Raw genomic sequence first — 19,626 nt, forward strand, 5'->3', positions numbered from 1 at the left:
CGGGCACTCGCCTGCGAGTACCACTGAGCACCTTGGTCGGGTGCCCTGCTTCCGAAGGAAACAACGACTGGAATCCGGACAGAATTCCCAAGCCGCCCTCCGATTTTTCTGATCTTGCAGTACCCTGTCCGGCCACACGAGGAGGCCCGATGTCGTCGAAACGTACAGAGGTGCAGGTCAGGCCGGGAGGCGAGGGAGACCTCGGCACTCTCACCGACCTCTACAACCACTATGTACGTGAGACGCCCATCACATTCGATACCGCCGTCTTCACTCCGGAAGAGCGCCGCCCTTGGCTGCTCTCTCACCCTGAAGACGGCCCGCACCGCCTGATGGTTGCCACAGAGGCGGACACACAGGAAATTCTGGGTTACGCCACATCCAGCCCTTATCGCGCCAAGCGCGCCTACGACACCTCGGTCGAGGTGACGGTGTACGTCGCCCCGAGCGCGGGCGGGCGCGGCATCGGCACGCTGCTGTACAAGGCGCTTTTCGAGGCCCTGGCCGACGAGGACCTGCACCGCGCCTACGCGGGCATCGCCCAGCCCAACGAAGCGTCCACGCGGTTGCACGAACGCTTCGGGTTCCGGTACGTCGGCACCTATCGGGAAGTGGGCCGCAAGTTCGGGCGGTACTGGGACGTGGCCTGGTACGAGAAGGACCTCTAGCCCACCCGTGGCCCGTAGCCCGTAGCCCCTTCCGGCCCTCGGCCCCCGGCCCCCGGCCCCCGCAAGCGGTCATCCGGCGGCCTTCAGCCGCGAACCGTCAGCCGAACTGTACGGACCTCTTGGCCATGCCCATCCAGAAGCCGTCGATCACGGACTCCTGCGCGTCCAGCTCGCCGGTCACGTCCGCCGCGCCCATGGTCACGAACAGCGGGGCGAAGTGCTCGGTGCGCGGGTGGGCGTAGCGGCCGGCCGGGGCCTTGTGGAGAAAGTCGAGCAGGCTGTCCCAGTCCCGCGCCTCCAGCGCCTTCCTGCCCCAGTCGTCGAACTCCGACGACCAGCTGGGCACTCCCGCGCCGGTGTGCCGCAGCGCGGCCAGGTTGTGGGTGAAGAAGCCGGAGCCGACGATCAGCACGCCCTCGTCGCGCAGCGGCGCCAGCTTGCGGCCGATGTCCATCAGCCTCACCGGGTCGAGGGTCGGCATGGAGATCTGCAGGACCGGGATGTCGGCGGCCGGGAACATCTCGACGAGCGGGACGTAGGCGCCGTGGTCGAGGCCGCGGTCCGGGATGTCCTGCACAGGGATGCCGGGGGCGCGCAGCAACTTCCGTACGGACTCGGCGAGTTCGGGAGCGCCCGGCGCCTCGTAGGTCACCTGGTAGTAGTGCTCGGGGAAGCCCCAGAAGTCGTAGACGAGCGGGATCGTGTCGACCGCTCCCAGCGCGAGGGGGGCTTCCTCCCAGTGGGCGGAGACCATGAGGATCGCCTTGGGGCGGGGCAGGCCCGCGGACCAGGCGGCGAGTTCACCGGGCCAGATCGGGTCGTCCGCGAGCGGTGGGGCGCCGTGGCTGAGATAGAGGGCGGGCATGCGCTCCCGGGTGGCGGCGGACATGGCGGCGACTCCCTTCGGAGAGCAGTTGTTTCAAGCTTGTTCAAGTCGCTTCAAGTCGCTTCAGGTTGCTTTAACTCTAAAGCGTCTGTCGTTCAAAAGCGTACGCGCCATTTGTTTAAGTTTCAAGGAGAGCCTCGTACAGTGGATGTATGAACACTGCATCCACATCCGCGCCCGACCGGGAGACCCCCGCCGGGGAACCGCGCTGGCTCAGTGATGACGAGCAGCGCGTCTGGCGCTCCTACCTGCACGCGACCACGCTCCTGGAGGACCACCTCGACCGCCAGCTCCAGCGGGACGCGGGCATGCCGCACGTCTACTACGGGCTGCTGGTCGGACTCGCCGAGTCCCCGCAGCAGCGGCTGCGGATGACCGAGCTGGCGATGAAGTCGAAGATCACCCGTTCCCGCCTCTCGCACGCCATAGCGCGTCTGGAGAAGAACGGCTGGGTGCGCCGCGAGGACTGCCCCTCCGACAAGCGGGGCCAGTTCGCCGTGCTGACCGACGCGGGCGCCGAGGTACTGGCCCGGACCGCGCCGGGCCATGTGGCCGCGGTGCGGCAGGCGCTGTTCGAGCGGCTGACGCCACAACAGCAGGAGTCCCTCGGCGAGATCATGGAGATCGTCACCGAGGGACTCCAGCCGAGCGAAGCGGGTGCGGACCTGCCCTGGCTCCGCTGAGCCGCTCACTCAGGGAGCCAGGGCACAGGCCCTGGGGTCGTACGTGGGAGGCGTCCCCTTCCTCTCACGTACGGATGGTTCCGAAGGGGTATGACCGGGCGGTCGCCGTCAGTGGGCGACTACCGGGACGGCCAGCTCCTCACCGGCGTCCTCGCCGGAGGACGAGCCGGACACGACCGAGGTGTCCGGACGGCCGGCGTTGACGAGGGTCACGACGATCACCGCGGCCAGCGCCAGCATGCCCACCGCGAACCAGATCGCGTTGGTGTAGCCGTGCACCTGACCCTGCAGCTGGACCAGCTGCGCCTGCGACTTGGAGGTCGCGCCGGCGATGTGGTCCTTGATGTACGCGGTCGTCGCGGAGGCGGCGATCGTGTTCAGCAGGGCGGTGCCGATCGCGCCGCCCACCTGCTGCGAGGTGTTGACCATCGCGGAGGCGACACCGGCGTCCCGGGGCTCGACGCCCAGGGTGGCCAGGGACATGGCCGGCATGAACGCCGTACCCATGCCGAGACCGAGCAGCAGCATCGAGGGCAGGATCGTCGAGGAGTACGACGAGCCGATCTCCAGCTGCGTCATCAGCAGCATGCCGACCGCTGCGACCAGGAAGCCGGGGCCCATCAGCAGCCGGGCCGGGACCCGGGTCATCAGGCGAGCACCGATCTGGGTGGAGCCGACCATCATGCCCGCGATCATCGGCAGGAAGGCGAAGCCGGTCTTGATCGGCGAGAAGCCCTGGACGACCTGCAGGTAGTAGGTCAGGAAGAGGAACGTGCCGAACATCGCGATGATCGCGATACCGAGCGAGAGGTAGATGCCGCCGCGGTTGCGGTCGGTGACCACGCGCAGGGGCAGCAGCGGCGCCTTGACCTTGGTCTCGGTGACGACGAACGCGATCAGCAGGACCACGGAGGCGACGAACAGGGAGATGGTCGTGGTGTCGCCCCAGCCGTCGGACTCGGCGCGGGTGAAGCCGTAGACCAGCGAGACCAGGCCGAGGGTGGACAGGAGCACGCCCGGGATGTCGAGCGGGTTGCGGTTGCGGCCGCCCTCCGGCTCACGGATGACGAAGTACGCGCCCAGCGCGGCCACGATGGCGAACGGGATGTTGACGAAGAACGTCCAGCGCCAGTCCAGGTACTCGGTGAGCACACCACCGAGGATGAAGCCGACGGCGCCGCCGCCACCGGCGATCGCGCCGTAGATGCCGAACGCCTTGGCGCGCTCCTTGGCGTCCGTGAACATCACGGCGAGCAGGGAGAGCGCGGCGGGCGCGAGCAGTGCGCCGAAGGCGCCCTGCAGAGCACGGGCGCCGAACATCATGGCGCCGGTCGTGGCCGCTCCGCCGAGCGCGGAGGCGGCGGCGAAGCCGGTCAGACCGATGACGAAGGCACGCTTGCGGCCCCACAGGTCGGCGATCCGGCCGCCGAACAGGAGGAGTCCGCCGAACGCGAGGGCGTAGGCCGTGACGACCCACTGCCGGTTGCCGTCGGAGATGCCCAGGTCGCTCTGGGCGGACGGCAGAGCGATGTTCACGATGGTCGCGTCGAGCACGACCATCAGCTGGGCGAGCGCTATGAAGACGAGCGCTTTCCAGCGGTTGGCGTCGCCGCTCTTGTCGACGGCGCCTGGAGCCTTTGCGGCTGTTTCAGACATGGGTCTACCCACTTCGGGACTTCGTGACGGAAAAAGGTGTTGGTACGGGGACGGCTCACCCAGGGGGACGGCCGGTAAGTCGTAGTAGTTGACTGGCTTGGAGCGATGAACTAATCGGTGCAGGACCGGCGCAGATCCTCGACGGTCACGGCCGTGCCCGGCAGGACCGACGGGGCCGGGGCCCGCAGTCCGTCCAGGAACAGCTGCAGATGGCGGTGTACGAAGCGGTCGTTGACGATGCAGTCGGTGCCGGCCGGGGGCCGGCTGAGCTGGGCCACGACGATCATCAGGTCACCGACGCCGACGTCGGGGCGGAGTTGGCCGGCCTGCTTGGCGCGGTCCATGAGTTCCGCCACGAGTTCCTCGATGCGTTCGCGCGACGCTTCCAGGTCGGGGTGGTTCTGGTCGAAGGTGGTCTGGATCATCGGGCACAGCGCGCTGATCCGCTCGTCGGCGGAGGTGTGCACGAATCGTTCGAGCGCCTCGAAGGCGTCCCCGGTCTCGGCGAGCGCACGCTCGGCCGCCTCGGACGTACGGTCCATGACGGAGCAGACGACCTCGCGGACGAGTGCGTCGCGGTCGGGGAAGTTGCGGTACACCGTGGCGTTGCCCACGCCCGCCCGGCGGGCGATCTCGTCGAGCGGCACTTCGGGGCCGAACTCGGTGAACATCTCCCGGGCGGCGGTGACGATCCGCTCCCGGTTGCGCAGGGCGTCGGCGCGCGGCCGGGCCACCTTGCGCTGCACGGGGTCCGGCGCGGTCGTCGTGGCGGTCACGGCGCGCTCCTCGTAAATCGGTGGGTTCCGCGATCCGGGGAGGCAGTCCCCGTTTCGCTCGGACGCCTGGTTAAACGGGGAAACGCTCCCCGGTTATTTCCCGGACTCGAAGAACTTTTATGTGACCTGGGTCACACTGCTCCACTGGCCTTTCCGCCGGCCAGCCCTGCCCGAGAAACCCACGTTCGGGCCCATCCAGCGCGCGCCCGCGCAGCCCCCGAACCAGGGTGATCGAAAGGGCGCAGCCCGAGGACCGGCGGCTGCCACGACGAAGGGCCCGTGCATGCAGCTCAGCCGTCGGATACGCCCGCGCCGCACGGCCGCCCTCGCCTTCGTGACCGCCCTGGTCCTCGCGGTCGGCACCTCGGCCGGCAGCGGGCATCCGACGGTACGTTCCACCGCGGCCGGAGCGGGACCGGTCGCACCGGCCCGCACCGCGGCGCTCAACCCCTGCCTGATCAGGGGCGGCCATGCCATCCAGCTGTCGGAGGGCGTCCCGACCGGCGCCGGCTACTCCCGGTCCACGGGCACCGTCCACGCCCTGACCCTGATGGTCGACTTCTCCGACGCACCCGGCCCGGGCAAAGCGCTCGACCGCTTCCACGAGTTCTTCCCCAGGACCCAGCAGTGGTTCCGCACCTCCTCCTACGGCCGCCTGGACTACCGCCCCGAGACCCCGATCCCGCACTGGTTGCGCATGCCGAAAACGTTCAAGGCTTACGGCATAGAGCGCGGCGCCCCCTTCGACTCCGGCTACCGCGACCTCGTCCAGGACATCGTGAGCGCCGCCGACCCCGAGGTGGACTTCCGCGACTACGACTTCCTGAACGTGCTGATGACGCCGAACGCCGGGCCGTCCGCCCTGGACACGGTCCTGTCGGTGACCTTCGCCGGAAACCCGGACGCCCCGGTCGCCGACGGCGTCCCCGTCGCCAACGCGTCCTTCGTCTACTCCCGCCAGGACGACGGCTCCGGCTCCTACGACCGCACCGGCTACCGGGTGCTGCCGCACGAGAACGGCCATGTCTTCGGCCTGCCCGACCTCTACACCCAGGAGGGCGGCGGCGCGGTCGGGCACTGGGACATCATGAGCGAGGACTGGGGGGCCAACAACGACCTGCTCGGCTGGCACAAGTGGAAGCTCGGCTGGCTGGACGCGTCCCAGGTCAGCTGCGCGTCGGCGCACGGCGCCACGGAGTACACGCTGACACCGCTGGAGCGTGCCGGCGGCCCGAAGATGGTCTTCGTCCCGCTCAGCGACCGGTCCGGATACGCCGTCGAGGTACGCATCCGCGCGGGCAACGACGAGGCCGTGTGCCGGCCGGGCGTGCTCGTCTACAAGGTCGACGCGGACGTGGACACCGGCATGGGACCGGTCACGGTGTACGACTCCCGGCGCGACAGCGGCGGCTGCACCCGCAGCCCCAACGTCCACGCGGAACTCTCCGACGCCCCCTTCACGGCGGGCGAGGTCTTCAAGGACCCCAGGAAGGGGATCAGGATCGCGGTGATGGGCGCCAACGCGACCGGAAACTACCGGGTGCTGGTGACCCGGGGGTGAGCAGGCCGAAGTGACGGTGGGCCCGCGCATTACGGTAGGCGTGCCCCGACCGCCGTACCGGAGATCCGATGCCCGCGAAGCCCACGACGGCCCCCGCCGCCGCTCCTGCCGCCGTACCGGCCGAAGCGGTCACGCCCCTCATCCGTGGGGTCGCCGTCCTGCGACGGCTGACCGAAGCGGGCGGGACGCTGAGCCCGAGCGCGCTGGAACGGGCCACGGGCCTCGCCCGCTCCACGGTCGACCGGATCACCGCCACCCTCGCCCGCATGGGATACGTCCGCCTCGACGGCCGTGACGTGCTGCTGGCCCCCCGCCTGATGGAGCTGGGCAACGCCTACCTCTCCGCGCTGCGCCTGCCCGCACTGCTGGACTCGCGCGCCGACGCCCTCGCCGACGAGCTGGACGAATCCGTATCCCTTGCGGTCGCCGACCGCGACGGCATCCGCTTCATCCACCAGGCCACCCGCCGCCGCGCGATGTCCCTCAGCTTCCGCATCGGCGACCTGCTGCCGGCCGAACGCACCGCGCCAGGTTCGCTGTTCGCGGCGGAGTGGACCAACGAGGAGTGGGGGGCGTGGCGGGAGCGCAGGGCGGCGGACCCTAGGGCGACGGCCTTCTTGGCCGTACCGTCGCCCCAACGCCCGGAAACGGACCAGGAGTTCGAGCGCCGGGCCGCCGGATCGGCCGCGGACGGCTGGGCGTTGGACGACCAGCTGATCGAACCGGGACTGGTGGCCGTCTCGGTGCCGGTACGGGATCCGCGTACCGGCAGGACCGCCTGCGCGGTGAGCGTGGTGAGCCACACCAGCCGGCACACGGCGACGGGCCTGCGCGACACCCTGCTCCCCCGGCTGCGGGCGGCGGTGCGGGCGATGGAGGACGACCTGCGCGAGGCGCCGCCCGCGGAGCCGGCCGCCGCACCCTCCGGGCTCGCGACCTGGACCGGCGCGTCCAAGCAGGAACTGGGCAGGGAGTTCGTCGAGTCCCTGGCGCGCGGCCTGACAGTGCTGACCGCCTTCGGGGAGGGGCGCGCCGAACCGACCCTCACGGAGGTGGCGAAGGCGACGGGACTGGCACGGGCGACGGCACGCAGGGCGCTGATCACCTACGAGCACCTCGGGCTGGTGCGGGCGCGGGAGCGCACCTTCGAGCTGACGCCACGCGTTCTGGAGCTGGGTTTTCCGCCCCTGTCCCGTATCTCCCTGCCCGAGATCGCCGCCCCGCACTTGGCCGAACTGGCCCACCGGGTCCACGAGTCGACCTCACTGTCCGTCCTGTCGGGGGACGAGATCCAGTACACGGCGCGGGTCGCCACCAGCCGCGTCATGAGCGTGAACATCACGGTGGGCACGCGACTGCCGGCTTACGCGACCTCGATGGGCCGCGTCCTCCTGGCGGACCTGCCACCGGCGACCCGCCGGCTGCCGCTCCCACTCCAACCCCTGACCCCGCACACCCTCACCGACCCCGAGGCTCTCACCCGCCTCCTCGACGACGTACACACCAAGGGCCACGCCCTGGTCGACGAGGAGCTGGAGGAGGGCCTGCGCTCGATCGCGGTCCCGGTCCACGACCGCACCGGCCGCGTGGTCGCCGCCCTGAACGTCGCCATGCACGCGGCCCGCCACACGGCCGAGGGGTGCGAGCGGGACATCCTGCCCCACCTGCGAGCCACGGCCGACCGGATCGAGGCGGAGCTGCGGGTGGCGGGCCGCTTCACGCGGGTGGAGGTGTCCTGACCCGCCGCGCCATGACCAGCCGGCAGCCCGGCCACCGCACCGGCGGCCCTGAACCGGCAGGCCCTTGACCTGCCGGTGCCATGACCCGCCGGTGCCATGACCGCCACCCCGGCACGAAACAGATCCGGTACGCCGACGCCAGGGCCGTACGGCTCCCGCGCGAACCGCGCCCTGTGACCAGCACTCTTGAGATGCACGTCAGGGCTCCGCCCGCCCGCTCAGGCACGGTCATCGCCCTCCGCGCTCTCGGGGTCAGGACGCGGTGCAGGAGAGCGTGCCGAGGTCTCGGTCGTCGCCGTTGAGCGTCATCCCCCAGGTCGTCGACGTGCCCGGCGCCAGGGAGCCGTTGTAGGAGGCGTTGTGGACGGTGGTGGCGGGGCGGGACGGATCCACCACCGCGTTCCAGAGGTTCGCCACGGTCACGCCGCCCGGCAGGGTGTGGTGCACCGACCAGCCGGCGACCGGCCCGGACCCGGTGTCGGTGACCGTGACGTCGGCCTGGTACCCGCCCTGCCATGAGCTGGTCAGCTTCCATTCCGCTGTGCAGGCGGCGTCGCCGGAGGGGCTCGGCGCGGGAGTGGGAGACGGTGTCCCTCCAGAGCTGCCGGTGGTGTAGGGGACGGCGGTGTAGTCCTGCGAGCAGCCTCCCGCGCAGCCTGACGGCAGGGAGAACGAGTACGTACGTTCGCCGCCCACCCACGCGTCGGCGGCGTCCCGGATCCGTATGGTGAAGCTGCTTCCGCCGGAGGCCGTCGCACCGATGACGTAGGACTGCCCCATGTCGCTGTTCATTCCGGCGTCGGTCCAGGTGCCGTTCGCCAGGTACTGGACGCCGTGAATACCGTTGGGCAGGTGGGAGACGGCGATGGCGGGCCAGTACCGCTGAGCTCCCCGGAGGAAGCCGATACGGATGTCGCCGCTGTAGTCCGGGGCCGGGACGAAGCTCCAGGAGACATGACGGTTGTTCCAGTGGTCCGGGTACATCGTCCCCACCGGGGTGGTGCCCGTCCGGAAGCGGTTGAGGGAATCGGTTGCCAGGTCGAGGTGGTTGGGGTCGTCCCGGCACCAGGCGTTGGAATCGGCGCAGCTGTCCGCGACGAGCATGGTCAGGGTGGCCCCCTCGTACGTGTCGGCCACCCAGGAGCCGTTGCGGCAGAAGGCCTGGCCCGGGGCGCCGTCGTTGGTGCCGGTGCAGTAGTCCCCGATGGTGACCTTGACCCAGCGGCCGCAGTTGCGGCCGTTGTCGAAGACACCCTTGATCGATGCCCTTGAGTCCGGCACCGGGCGCGGGTAGGAGCCCGAGTAGTCGCCGGGTGTGTTGAACACGTTGAGCGCCACGAAGTCCTGGCTGTCCAGTTCGCGCTGCGGCAGACCACAGCCGCCGTAGGGGCTGCCGAGCCCGTCGAAGTGCGTCGCGTTGCCCAGTACCTCAGTCGCGGCGGCACTCGCCGCGGAAGGCCGGGTCGCCGCGCCCAGGACGGGTAACGCGGCGCAGCAGAGTGCTGCCAGCAACCTGACGGTGCGCCTTCGGGTGAGCGGGCGGGGGGTCGAAAGAAGCTGCATGGGGGGATCCGTCTTCTTCGTGAGTGGGGGTGCTCGGGTGCCGAGGCAGTGCGGAACGCCCTCACGCATGGGAGCGCTCCCATGGCCTGTTTCCGGGGACTGTAGAAGAGGGGCAGGGCCCTGACAAGAGGTGCGGTCCGAAGTACTGGGCGGATGCTCCATCGTCAGCCGCACTGTCCGGGCCGGGCCGGGGCGTGGCCGGCCCGGACAGTGGTGGAGTCAGCTGAGGTTCCACTTCTGGTTGGTGCCGCCGCTGCACGTCCACAGTTGGACCGGGGTGCCGTTGGCGGTGGAGGCGCCGGTGACGTCCAGGCACAGGCCGGACTGGACGCCGGTGACGGTCCCCTCGGCGTTGAGGTTCCACTGCTGGTTGGCCCCGCCGTTGCACGGCCAGGTCACCACCTTGGTGCCGGAGGTGGTCTGGTGGTTGTAGGCGTCCAGACACAAGGTGGTCCCCGAGATGGTCACCGTCAGCTGCCCGGACCCGGTACGGGTCCAGAGCTGGCCGGCCCCGCCCTGGCAATCCCGGATCTGCATCTGCGTACCTGGCGTCGTCGACGCGTTCGGTACGTCCAGGCACTTGCTCGCGCCCACCGCGTGCAGCGCACCGGAGGTGCTGGGCGGCGGAGTCGTCGTGTCGCCGTCGAGACCGAGGAAGGTGATGGCGTAGGCGAGCATGCCGGGCTGCGGCAGGGTGTGGCCCGTGCCCGCGATGCTGATGCCCTCGACGGGGGACTGCGGGCCGGTGCCGCCGTAGCGGGTGCGGGTCCAGGACGACTGCGGCCGATCGGTGGCGGTGGGTGTCTGACTCAGTGCGTGGAGGTTGGTCCACTGCTTGATCTCCTCGCCGAAGTTGGGATAGGCGAGGGTCGTGTCGGTGGTGCCGTGCCACAGCTGCATACGGGGGTAGCGGCCGCTGTAGCCCGGATACATGGAACGGGCCAGGTCACCCCACTGCTGAGCCGATTTGATGATGTTGCCTCCGGAGCACTGGCCGTTCCACTGCGAGCCGTCACTGGTGGCGAAGCAGCCCGCCGGCACTCCGGAGAACGCCGAGGCGGCGCTGAAGACATCGGGGTATTCGGCGGCCAGCACATTCGTCATCATGGCTCCCGACGAGAATCCGCTGACGACGATGCGGGCCGGGTCGACGTTGTAGCGCTGGCGCGTGTAACCGACCATCGACATGATGCCGGTGGAGTCGCTGCCGCCGTCACGCCTGAGCGCCGCGGGTGACGAGACGTCGAAGCAGTGCCCGTCACGGGTGGCCTCGGGCAGGACGATGACGAAGCCGTACCGGTCGGCGGCGGTGACGTAGTCGTGCCCGTTGCCGCCGAAGATCCCCCCGGCCGATCCCCCGCAGTAGTGGACCAGGACGAGCAGGGCGGGTCTGGGCGCCACGTGGTCGGGCACGTAGACGTACATGTTGAGGTTGGTGGGGTTGTTCCCGAAGCCGGTGACGCGGGTCAGGCTCGCCGCGGCCGCGGGTTGGGGCGCCAGGAGCGTGAGGGCCGCGACCAGTGGCAGTAGCACCATCGCCAGGACCGCGCGCAGAGTGCGTCTCATGGAGGAACCTCGTTTCCGGTGATCGGTGTGGGCTTGTGGTACGCCGGCCCTGGCCCCCCGGGGGGCCCGGCGGGCGCCGCGGGATGCGGCGCCCGCCGGGGATGGGTGGTCGGCCGGTGGCTGTGGCGAACCGGCGCCCGTCGGGGATGGGTGGTCAGCCGATGGCTGTGGCGAAGATGTGCATGGCCACCTGGCCTGACACCGCGTCGGAGCCGACGTTCGGCAGGGTCAGGTAGGCCACGGTCTTGCCTGCCTGGAGCGGCACGGTGGCGCCGTACACGTTGACCTTCTGCTGGACCTTTCCGCTGCCGCTGTTGATGTAGTCGGTCGTGGCGACGATGTCGGTGCCGTCGGCGGGGCTGGTGCTCCACCAGTCGGCGAAGGACAGGGTGTAGCGCTGGCTGGTGCCGTCGGTGTAGGTGATCAGGCCGGTGCCCGAGGTGTTGCCGTAGTCGGCGGTGCCGAGGAAGCCGAGCTTGGTGCCGGTTCCGGTGAACGGCACGGTCTGGCCGCCGGCCACGATGTTGTCGGGCTTGCCGGTTCCGGTGACAGGCCAGGTGAAGGTCAGTCCGCCGTGGGTGACGGTGCCGCCGGAGGTGATCCCCCGGGCGGCGAGGGCCTGCTGGGACAGGCTCTGACCGCCGCCGTCGAGATTGCCGGCACCGGGAGTGGCGTCGTCGCTGATACCGGTGTTCTTGGTGATGTCGCTGAGGGACGCGTAGGGGACGAACAGCTGGCCCGCCGCGTCGTCGCTGGCCCGGGCGCCCTGGTAGCGGGCCGAGGCGGCGAGGGCGTAGGTGCCGGGCCTGACCCCGGCGGGCGGCGTGACCGTCCAGGTGGTCCTGACCGAGGCGCCGGCCGGGATGCTGGGGAAGGTGGCCGGTGAGGTCGGGGTGGCCCGCCAGCCGTCGGGCACGTCCAGAGTGACCGAGGCGTTCGGCAGGGCGGTCGGGCCGGTGTTGCTGTAGGTGGTGGTCGCGGTGACGGGGGAACCGGGCTTGACGATCGGGTCCGCGGCGAGGGCCAGGGTGTGGTGGACGCGGATCACCGCGGAGCCGGTGACGCCGTGCACGGTCGCGCGGATGGTGGCCACGCCGTTGCCCACCGCGGTGACCAGCCCCTTGCGGCTGACGGAGGCGACGGAGGGATCACTGCTCGTGTAGCGGACCTTGGCCCTGGACAGGTCCAGGAAGGAGCCGTCGTCGTTGACGGCCTCCACGACGTGGTCGGCGGTGACGTTGAGATTGCGGCCGGGCTGGGCCGTGCGGTCGGTGTCGTCCTTGATCCACTGGTTGCGGGCGGTGAGGTCGATGGTGTCGCCCGCCCTGTAGACCACGGCCTCCGGCTGTACGGTCACGTACTTCACGTGCGGGGTGAGGCTGCCGTGCACGGTGACCCTGGCGGCCCCGGCGGTGGTGGCGGCGTCCGGCCCCACCTCGAACCGGTACGTGCCGTCGTGGACGACCTGCCTGGCCTTCCGGCCGTCGTGGAAGGCGAGGTCGGGCACCCGGACGCGCAGGGTGATGTGCTGGGTGGCGCCGGGCTGGAGGACCCGGGTCTTTTGGAAGCCGACGAGCCGCTTCTTCGGCAGTTCGCGGTCCTTGACCGTGAAGCCGGTGCCCGCGTAGAGCTGGGCGACGGTGGTTCCGGGCACGGTGCCGGTGTTGGTGACGTCGAAGCGGACGGTCACCGTCCCGTCGGCGTTCACGGAGGAGCGGTCGGCGCGGACGTGGGAGTAGGCGAAGGTGCTGTAGCTCAGGCCGTAGCCGAAGGGGTAGGTCGGCGCGCCCGTGAAGTACTGGTAGGTGCGGCCCAGACCGCCGGTCCCGCCGGGCGCGAGGTCGTAGTCGGAGAGGGCGGGCAGCTGCGAGTCGTCCTTGTACCAGGTGAAGTTGAGGTGCCCGCCCGGGTTCTGCTTGCCGAACAGGACGTCGGCGAGGGCGTCACCCTGGCTTTCGCCGTTGTAGCCGGCGAAGACGATCGAGGCCACCTTGGCGCGGTAGGGCTCGATGCCGACGGGCCCGTCGGACTGGATGTCCAGCACGGTCCTCGGGTTGCCCAGGGCGGTGACCTGGTCGATGAGGCTGCCGTAGTTGCCGGGCAGGGCCAGCCCGGCGCGGTCCTTGCCCTCGCCCGCGGTGGCATCGTCGGTGCCGACCGCGACGACCACCAGGTCGGCGCTCTTGATGGCGGCCCGGGTCTCGGCGCTCAGCGTCGCCGCGCCGGTCGCGGTGCTGGAGGTGCCGGCCGCGTCGTGGACGACCTGCGCGTCGGGGTTGGCCGCCTTGACCTGGGCCGTGATGCCCTGGACCGCGTTCACCTTCTTGGTGGGATCGCCCGAGTAGCCGCCGAGGGTGACCTTCCCGGCCTGGTCGCCGACGATGACGACCTTCTTCAGCGTGGCCGGGTCGGCCGGCAGCAGCGGCCTGCCGGCACCGGCGGCCTTGTCGTTCTGCAGGAGGACGAGCGCGTTGTCGGCGACGGTCCGCGCCAGGGCCTGGTGGGCCGGTGACTCGATGACGGCCTTGGTGATCTTCGTGTATTCCTGCTGGTTCACGGGGTCGAACTCACCGGTCCGCATCCGGACGGTGAACAGGTGCACCAGCGCGTTGTCGATGACGCCTTCACTGAGGACGCCGGCCTCGATCGCCTGCTCAAGATTGGGTGAGGTGGCCTCCGCACCCGTGCAGTTGACGTGCGTGCCCGCGCGCAGTGCGTAGGCCTGGCCGCCCGCTGCTCCGGCCACCTTCCGGCCCGTGGCGGTGCTGGTCCACGTCGCGCTCGCGCCCTTGTGGTCGGTGGTCCAGCCGGGCGGCGCCCAGTCGTGGCCGGCGGGGAAGGACTGGTACGTGGTGCCGACCGCGCCGCAGTCGGAGGTGATGTACCCGCCGAAGCCGTACGTGCGCTGCGCGATCTGGTTGGTGGTGTAGGTGTTGGCCGACGACGGTGTGCCGTTGATCGCGTTGTACGACGTCATCAGGCCCGCGACATGCGACTTCTCGATGAGGCTCTTGAACTGGGCGGTGTAGTAGTCGAACAGGTCGTCGTCCGAGACGTTCGAACTGATGCCGGTGCGGTCCTGCTCGACGTTGTTGAGCGCGTAGTGCTTCGCCGTCGCGGCCACCTTCAGGTACTTGCTCCGCGGAGTGCCGTCGGGATGCTGGCCCTGGTAGCCGTTGACGAACGCGCCCGCCATCTGCCCGGTGAAGTACGGGTCCTCGCCGAACGCCTCATCGGTGCGGCCCCACCGCGGGTCACGGTCGAGATTGACCGTCGGCGCCCAGTAGGTGAGCATCCCGTAGTTGTCCCGCGAGGGCCCGAGGTTGTTCTGCCCGGTTCCCCACAGCGACTTGTCCAGCAGGCCTCGGGCCTCGTCGGAGATCGCCGTCGTCTCCTTGTACATCAGGTCCTTGTCCCAGGACATGGACGCGGCGAGGTTGGTGGGGAAGCTGGTGGCGTGCACACCTCCGGTCACGGAGCCCGGGTTGGTGTTGGCGAACAGCGTGTTGATGCCGTGCTGCCCCTCGCTCCAGTACGTGTACTGCTGTACGCCCAGCCGCGGGACGGCCGGCGCGCTGTTGGTGCGCAGTTGCAGGACCTTCTCGTCCAGGGACATCCGTGAGACGAGGTCCGCGGCCCGCTCCGGGAAGGAGTAGGAGGTGTCGAGGTAGATGGGCGGCGACGCCCGGACCGCGGACTGCGGACCGGCATGAGCCGTGGCGCCGACCGTAGCGAGCAGGCCGAAAGAGCAGACGGCTACGGCCGCACGTAATAAAGGTGTGGATAAGGGTGTGGATAAGGGTGTGGTGGTTCTGGGCATCGCGTGCCTCCTTGCGCATCGTTGGGGAAAGGGGCAGCCGCACGGGGTGTCCAGGGGGCCTACGCCGCGCGGCTGCGATCGGCATCGCCCGGTTCACCGCCCGGCTCAGCGACAACCGGCCGCGGTGATGTCGGCCTGTACCGCGTTGCCGGTGACGTCAGACGGGTAGCCCGGCGACAACGGCGTGGCGGGATGCACGCCGGATCCGGCGCAGCCGCTCGCTGTACGACGCGAACGGCGCCCTCTTGGTCGAGTGGGCCGCGAGGCACGGCGGGCCGCAGGCGCGGACGGCGTAGAACAACGACGCTGTGGCGGCGGGTGCGTCAGAACCGGCTCCGTGGACGGCGGCGCGGGGCCACCGCGGAACCGCCGGCCGCTGCCAGGTCTCCGAACACGGCCATCAGCCGGCGCCGGGTCGAGCATCAGCTCCGCCGTCGACCTTGTCGCAACCCACTTCGGAGCCACTTCGGAGAAGGAGATGGGCATATCTCACTCCTTGGCAAAGCCATCATGGTCGACTCACCCGGACGCGAGCGGATCACGCCCCGTCCACTGATGAGTAGTACTCATCCAAGGCAACCCCGGCACCTGTGACGGCTGGCCCCCAGACTCGCCATCCACCAAGCCAGCAAGCAGGCAAGCAGGCAAGCAGGCAGGCAGGCAGGCAGGCAGGCCAATCAGCTACTGGCGGTCAGGCTTTCACTGGCTACTGGGTCGCTCTGGGGGGCGGCGCGGGCCATTGCTGGCTGCACGGAGGCACTCCTGAAAGGGGGGAATGCGATCGCCGACTGTTCGAGTAAGCGCTCACATCCACGGCGGGGGGCAGGAAGAGTGCATGACATGAGGTCGACACATTGGCCGACGCCCAGTCGACATGAGCCTGTCACATACGTCGGCGCATCCTCAAGAGGTGTGCATGGACCAGGGTTGAGGTGGCTCGGCGGCCATGACGCGGTACGCGACCGCGTCGGCGGCTCCTGCACCGAAGGGCAGGCGGCGGCCGGTGGCGGCGTGGGCGACGAGAATGCCCCGGGCAAGGGATAAGGATCGCTGGGACCTGCACAGGTGGTCAGGGCGGGGCGGGGCGGGGTCGGGCGAGGCCGGTCAGGGTCGGGCGAGGCCGGTCAGGGCCGGGAGTAGTGCGCGGCGATCTCGCCGCTGGTCGTCAGCCAGACGCCAGGGTGGTTGGCCATGTACTCCAGGGTGGTTGGCCACGTACTCCAGGGCCTGGGAAGCAGCCGTTGCCTGCTCCAGACACTTGTGACAACTTGACGCCTCCCTGTGGAACGGACGCCTCATCTCCTACGGCATCGAAGCCCAGCAACTTCCGCCCCCCGGCTTCGCCCTCGCCCGGAACTCGACCATCCGCGCACTGCACGAGGCGGCAGCCCCCGTCTTCAGCCACACGACCTGACCGCCTCCTGCCAGCCCCCACTCCGAGACACCAGCGCCCGTCCGAGCCCCAATCCGGTACGCTGTGGATCGAGCGCCCCGGCGGGCGCTGCGGCGTGTCACGCGGGCTCCACCCACCACCTCACCGCAGTTGCTGCCTCAGGTCGCTCAGGGCTTGACCGAGAGACCTGGCCACGAACTCGTGTTCCGAGTTCCGCGCAAGGTTTCACACAAGCCCCGCCTTCGTGGGGCTTGTAGAAAACTCCGTCGCCGCAGGTCAGCGGCTGGCCAGGAGATCGCTCCGGAACGCACAGCCGTGGATTCGGAAACGCTCAGCCGATCGCTGCAGGTCAGGGCGCGTTCTCGGATCATGCCGGTCGGTCTTCCGGAAGTGACGCGTAGCGACGTGAGGCCGAGCAGGTTCTTGTCGGCTTGAAGACTTCCACACACAACGCCTCGCTTAGATGACGCTGAACGATGGTGTCGTACGAGGGTCCAAACAGGGAGTCAGGCCACGATCCCTGTGGCTCTACCCCGGCACCGGACATGGCACCTTCGGTACCCGCAGGCTCATCGGCGGCGGATGGGGTCAGATATCGGCCCTTCTCAGCGTCGGCGACGTCAACGGCGACGGCCACCTTGACCCGGTCGCAGCCACCCAGGACGGCTACAACAACCCCAACGCAACTGCGACGGCTAATCAGATGCGGCTCTACGCAGGCAATGGCAGAGGCTCCCTCGCCCGGTATGAGCTGATGAACCAGAACTGGTACGACCCGCACGGCGGCTTCTGACCGCATTCCCCTTCAGAGCCGGCCGGCAATTCCACCAGGGCGTCGGTGATCTCCGCCTGCGGCGAGCACGGCCATGCCGCGACGGAACAACGGCGGGAGGCAGGCACGGGATGTTTTCCTCTCGTTGGCGCGGCGGTCACGGTCTCTCAGGTCGCGGCCGGGAAGTCGGCAAAGGTCGGGATCAGAAGTCCCAGCCGTCGTCTTCGGACTCGTCCTTGACCGGCTCGAGGGTGTCGAACGACTCGTCGACCATGCCCGCGGTCAGCGTGGTGCCGTCGCTCGGATCGATCAGGATGAAGGAGCCCGTGCGACGCGATTCGGCGTAGGAGTCGACCGGCAGCGGCTCGGCGGTACGGATCTTCACGCGGCCGATGTCGTTGGCGAGAAGCTGTCCCGGGTTCGGGTGCAGGGACAGGTCGTCGAGCGTGAGCCGGGACGGGACGTTTTTCACGATTGCCTTAACCGTTCGGGTGCCGTGCTTGAGCAGCACGCGGTGGCCGACGGTCAGCGGAGCGTCGGCCACGTGGCAGACGGTCGCCCCCACGTCCTGGGTGGTGGCCGGTGCGTCCTTCCTCGGCACGATCAGGTCGCCGCGCGAGACGTCGATGTCGTCCTGGAGCAGGACCGTCACCGACTGCGTCGTCCACGCCACGTCCACCGGCTCGCCCAGCAGGTCGATGCCGGAGATCCTCGACGTCCGACCGGACGGCAGGACCGTGACCTCCTCGCCGACGCGGAAGGTGCCCGCCGCGATCTGGCCCGCGTAACCCCGGTAGTCCGGGTGCTCGGCGGTCTGCGGCCGGATCACGTACTGCACGGGCAGCCGGGCGTGGCAGTGGCTCAGGTCGTGGGTGACCGGGACCGTCTCCAGGTGCTCCAGGAAGGTCGGGCCGCCGTACCAGTCCATGTTCGCGGAGGGGTCCACCACGTTGTCGCCGGCCAGCGCGGAGATCGGGATCGCGGTGATCTCTCGTCGACGGAGCCCGCGGTGGCGAACCGCAGCAGCGTGGTGGCCGAGAGCACCTCGGTCGTGGTCGTGCTCATGGCTAGAAGTACCCCTCGCGCTTGCGGTCTTCCATCGCTGCCTCGGACAGCTTGTCGTCAGCTCGGGTCGCGCCCCGCTCGGTGAGCCGGGATGCGGCGATCTCGGCGATCACGGCTTCCAGCGTGGTGGCGTCGGAGTCGACGGCGCCGGTGCAGGACATGTCACCGACGGTGCGGTAGCGCACCTGGCGCTTCTCCACACTCTCGCCGTCCTTCGGGCCGCCCCACTCGCCGGCCGTCAGCCACATCCCGCTCCGCTGGAACACCTCTCGCTCGTGCGCGAAATAGATCTGCGGCAGCTCGATGCCCTCGCGGGCGATGTACTGCCACACGTCCAGCTCGGTCCAGTTGGACAGCGGGAACACGCGGACGTGCTCGCCGGGGGCGTGTCGGCCGTTGTACAGGTTCCACAGCTCGGGGCGCTGGCGGCGCGGGTCCCACTGGGAGAACTCGTCGCGCAGGGAGAACACCCGCTCCTTCGCGCGGGCTTTCTCCTCGTCTCTGCGTCCGCCGCCGAAGACCGCGTCGAACTTCTCCGCCTGGATCTTCTCCGTCAGCGGCAGCGTTTGCAGCGGATTACGGGTGCCGTCGGCACGCTCCTTGAGCACACCCCGGTCGATGTAGTCCTGGACGAAGGCCACATGCAGGCGCAGCCCATGTGCGGCGACCACGCGGTCCCGGTACTCAAGGACTTCGGGGAAGTTGTGTCCCGTGTCCACATGCAGCAGCGAGAAGGGCACCGCCGCGGGGGCAAACGCCTTCAGCGCCAGGTGCAGCATGACGATCGAGTCCTTGCCGCCGGAGAAGAGAATCACCGGGTTCTCGAACTCGCCCGCCACCTCCCGGAAGATGTGCACACCCTCGGACTCCAGCGCGTCCAGGTGAACCGCTGACATCTTCACGGGCACGCATACGGTCACTCGATCAGCCGCCATCGTTTGAGCAGGTCAGTCAACAATGCCGTCGAATCGCCGACTGACTGGCCGTGGCCCGGAATGACCAGGTCCGGCGATTTCGGTGCCTCGTATGGGTCGTCGACGCCGGTCAACCCGGTCAACTCGCCGGTGGCTTGCTTGGCCTAGAGCCCTTTCACGTCGCGCACGCTGCACACCTCGACCGGGGTCGCCACGTGCACTTCAAGGAAGGGTGTGCCGCTTTGGTGGTGCCGCTCCCGTATGCTCTGCCGGCTGTCCTGGAAAGGCGCGATGACCGGCATGAGTACCAGTACGCCGTTGCGAGCGAGCACTTCGGCCACTAGGCCGATGCGCCGAACGTGTGCGTCCCGGTCTCCACGCCCGAAGCCCACCCCTTCGGAGAGGGTCGCACGCATGACGTCTCCGTCCAGCACTTCCACGCGTCGGCCGAGGCTGTGCAATTGGAGTACCAGTTGGTTTGCGATGGTCGTTTTGCCTGCGCTTGGGAGTCCGGTGAGCAGGACCGTCGCTCCCGGCCAGCACGTACAGAATTTGGACGTCATT

13 protein-coding genes and 2 pseudogenes are annotated in these 19,626 nt (G+C 69.4%); 5 read left to right on the forward strand and 10 right to left on the reverse strand.

Features of this window, described 5'->3' with window-relative positions:
- Positions 1 to 149 precede the first annotated feature (149 nt).
- On the forward strand, positions 150 to 668 hold the full coding sequence (locus OOK07_RS17770) for a GNAT family N-acetyltransferase (protein WP_266681407.1): 519 nt from the start codon (positions 150 to 152) through the stop codon (positions 666 to 668).
- 97 nt (positions 669 to 765) lie between these two features.
- On the opposite strand, the gene OOK07_RS17775 is transcribed toward OOK07_RS17770, so the two are convergent.
- The gene (locus tag OOK07_RS17775; protein WP_266681409.1) at positions 766 to 1,557 is read right to left on the reverse strand and encodes a dioxygenase family protein; all 792 of its coding nucleotides are present in this window, start codon (positions 1,555 to 1,557) and stop codon (positions 766 to 768) included.
- A gap of 149 nt (positions 1,558 to 1,706) precedes the next feature.
- Between OOK07_RS17775 and OOK07_RS17780 the strand changes: the two genes are divergently transcribed.
- A complete protein-coding gene (locus OOK07_RS17780) occupies positions 1,707 to 2,237 on the forward strand; it encodes a MarR family winged helix-turn-helix transcriptional regulator (RefSeq protein ID WP_266797350.1) in 531 nt (176 codons plus the stop codon).
- Positions 2,238 to 2,345: 108 nt separating this feature from the next.
- Here OOK07_RS17780 and OOK07_RS17785 read toward each other — a convergent pair whose 3' ends face one another.
- Positions 2,346 to 3,893: an MFS transporter gene (locus tag OOK07_RS17785; RefSeq protein WP_266681413.1), complete on the reverse strand. Its 1,548-nt coding sequence runs from the start codon at positions 3,891 to 3,893 to the stop codon at positions 2,346 to 2,348.
- Positions 3,894 to 4,003: 110 nt separating this feature from the next.
- Positions 4,004 to 4,669: a TetR/AcrR family transcriptional regulator gene (locus OOK07_RS17790; protein ID WP_266681415.1), complete on the reverse strand. Its 666-nt coding sequence runs from the start codon at positions 4,667 to 4,669 to the stop codon at positions 4,004 to 4,006.
- A 283-nt stretch (positions 4,670 to 4,952) separates the two neighbouring features.
- Between OOK07_RS17790 and OOK07_RS17795 the strand changes: the two genes are divergently transcribed.
- Entirely contained in the window at positions 4,953 to 6,230 is a 1,278-nt protein-coding gene (locus OOK07_RS17795; RefSeq protein ID WP_266797352.1) for a M6 family metalloprotease domain-containing protein, read from the forward strand.
- 68 nt (positions 6,231 to 6,298) lie between these two features.
- Positions 6,299 to 7,969, forward strand: a complete 1,671-nt coding sequence (locus tag OOK07_RS17800; RefSeq protein WP_266797354.1) for an IclR family transcriptional regulator domain-containing protein — start codon at positions 6,299 to 6,301, stop codon at positions 7,967 to 7,969.
- Positions 7,970 to 8,221: 252 nt separating this feature from the next.
- Here the strand turns inward: OOK07_RS17800 and OOK07_RS17805 are convergent, their stop codons facing one another.
- The 4 genes from OOK07_RS17805 to OOK07_RS43445 form a co-directional block, all read right to left on the reverse strand.
- Positions 8,222 to 9,532, reverse strand: a complete 1,311-nt coding sequence (locus OOK07_RS17805) for a cellulose binding domain-containing protein (protein ID WP_266681421.1) — start codon at positions 9,530 to 9,532, stop codon at positions 8,222 to 8,224.
- A 219-nt stretch (positions 9,533 to 9,751) separates the two neighbouring features.
- A complete protein-coding gene (locus tag OOK07_RS17810) occupies positions 9,752 to 11,098 on the reverse strand; it encodes an extracellular catalytic domain type 1 short-chain-length polyhydroxyalkanoate depolymerase (RefSeq protein WP_266797355.1) in 1,347 nt (448 codons plus the stop codon).
- Positions 11,099 to 11,252: 154 nt separating this feature from the next.
- Positions 11,253 to 14,714, reverse strand: a complete 3,462-nt coding sequence (locus tag OOK07_RS17815; protein WP_266681425.1) for a glycoside hydrolase family 3 C-terminal domain-containing protein — start codon at positions 14,712 to 14,714, stop codon at positions 11,253 to 11,255.
- 361 nt (positions 14,715 to 15,075) lie between these two features.
- A complete protein-coding gene (locus OOK07_RS43445; RefSeq protein WP_353963539.1) occupies positions 15,076 to 15,219 on the reverse strand; it encodes an arabinofuranosidase catalytic domain-containing protein in 144 nt (47 codons plus the stop codon).
- A gap of 1,555 nt (positions 15,220 to 16,774) precedes the next feature.
- On the opposite strand from OOK07_RS43445, the gene OOK07_RS17820 reads away from it, so the two are divergent.
- Complete coding sequence (locus tag OOK07_RS17820) at positions 16,775 to 17,104, forward strand: FG-GAP repeat domain-containing protein (RefSeq protein ID WP_266681427.1); 330 nt, start codon at positions 16,775 to 16,777, stop codon at positions 17,102 to 17,104.
- Between the two features lie 181 nt (positions 17,105 to 17,285).
- On the opposite strand, the pseudogene OOK07_RS17825 reads toward OOK07_RS17820, so the two are convergent.
- From OOK07_RS17825 to cysC, 3 genes and pseudogenes are all read right to left on the reverse strand, one after another.
- Positions 17,286 to 18,074 (reverse strand): annotated as a pseudogene (locus OOK07_RS17825) (elongation factor 1-alpha C-terminal domain-related protein); the annotation flags it as partial.
- A 76-nt stretch (positions 18,075 to 18,150) separates the two neighbouring features.
- Positions 18,151 to 19,044, reverse strand: coding sequence for a sulfate adenylyltransferase subunit CysD (cysD, locus tag OOK07_RS17830; RefSeq protein ID WP_266801970.1), 894 nt, complete (start codon positions 19,042 to 19,044; stop codon positions 18,151 to 18,153).
- A 20-nt stretch (positions 19,045 to 19,064) separates the two neighbouring features.
- Positions 19,065 to 19,625: pseudogene (gene cysC / locus OOK07_RS17835) on the reverse strand (adenylyl-sulfate kinase).
- Position 19,626 lies beyond the last annotated feature (1 nt).

Source organism: Streptomyces sp. NBC_00078 (genome assembly GCF_026343335.1).
Classification (GTDB): Bacteria; Actinomycetota; Actinomycetes; order Streptomycetales; family Streptomycetaceae; genus Streptomyces.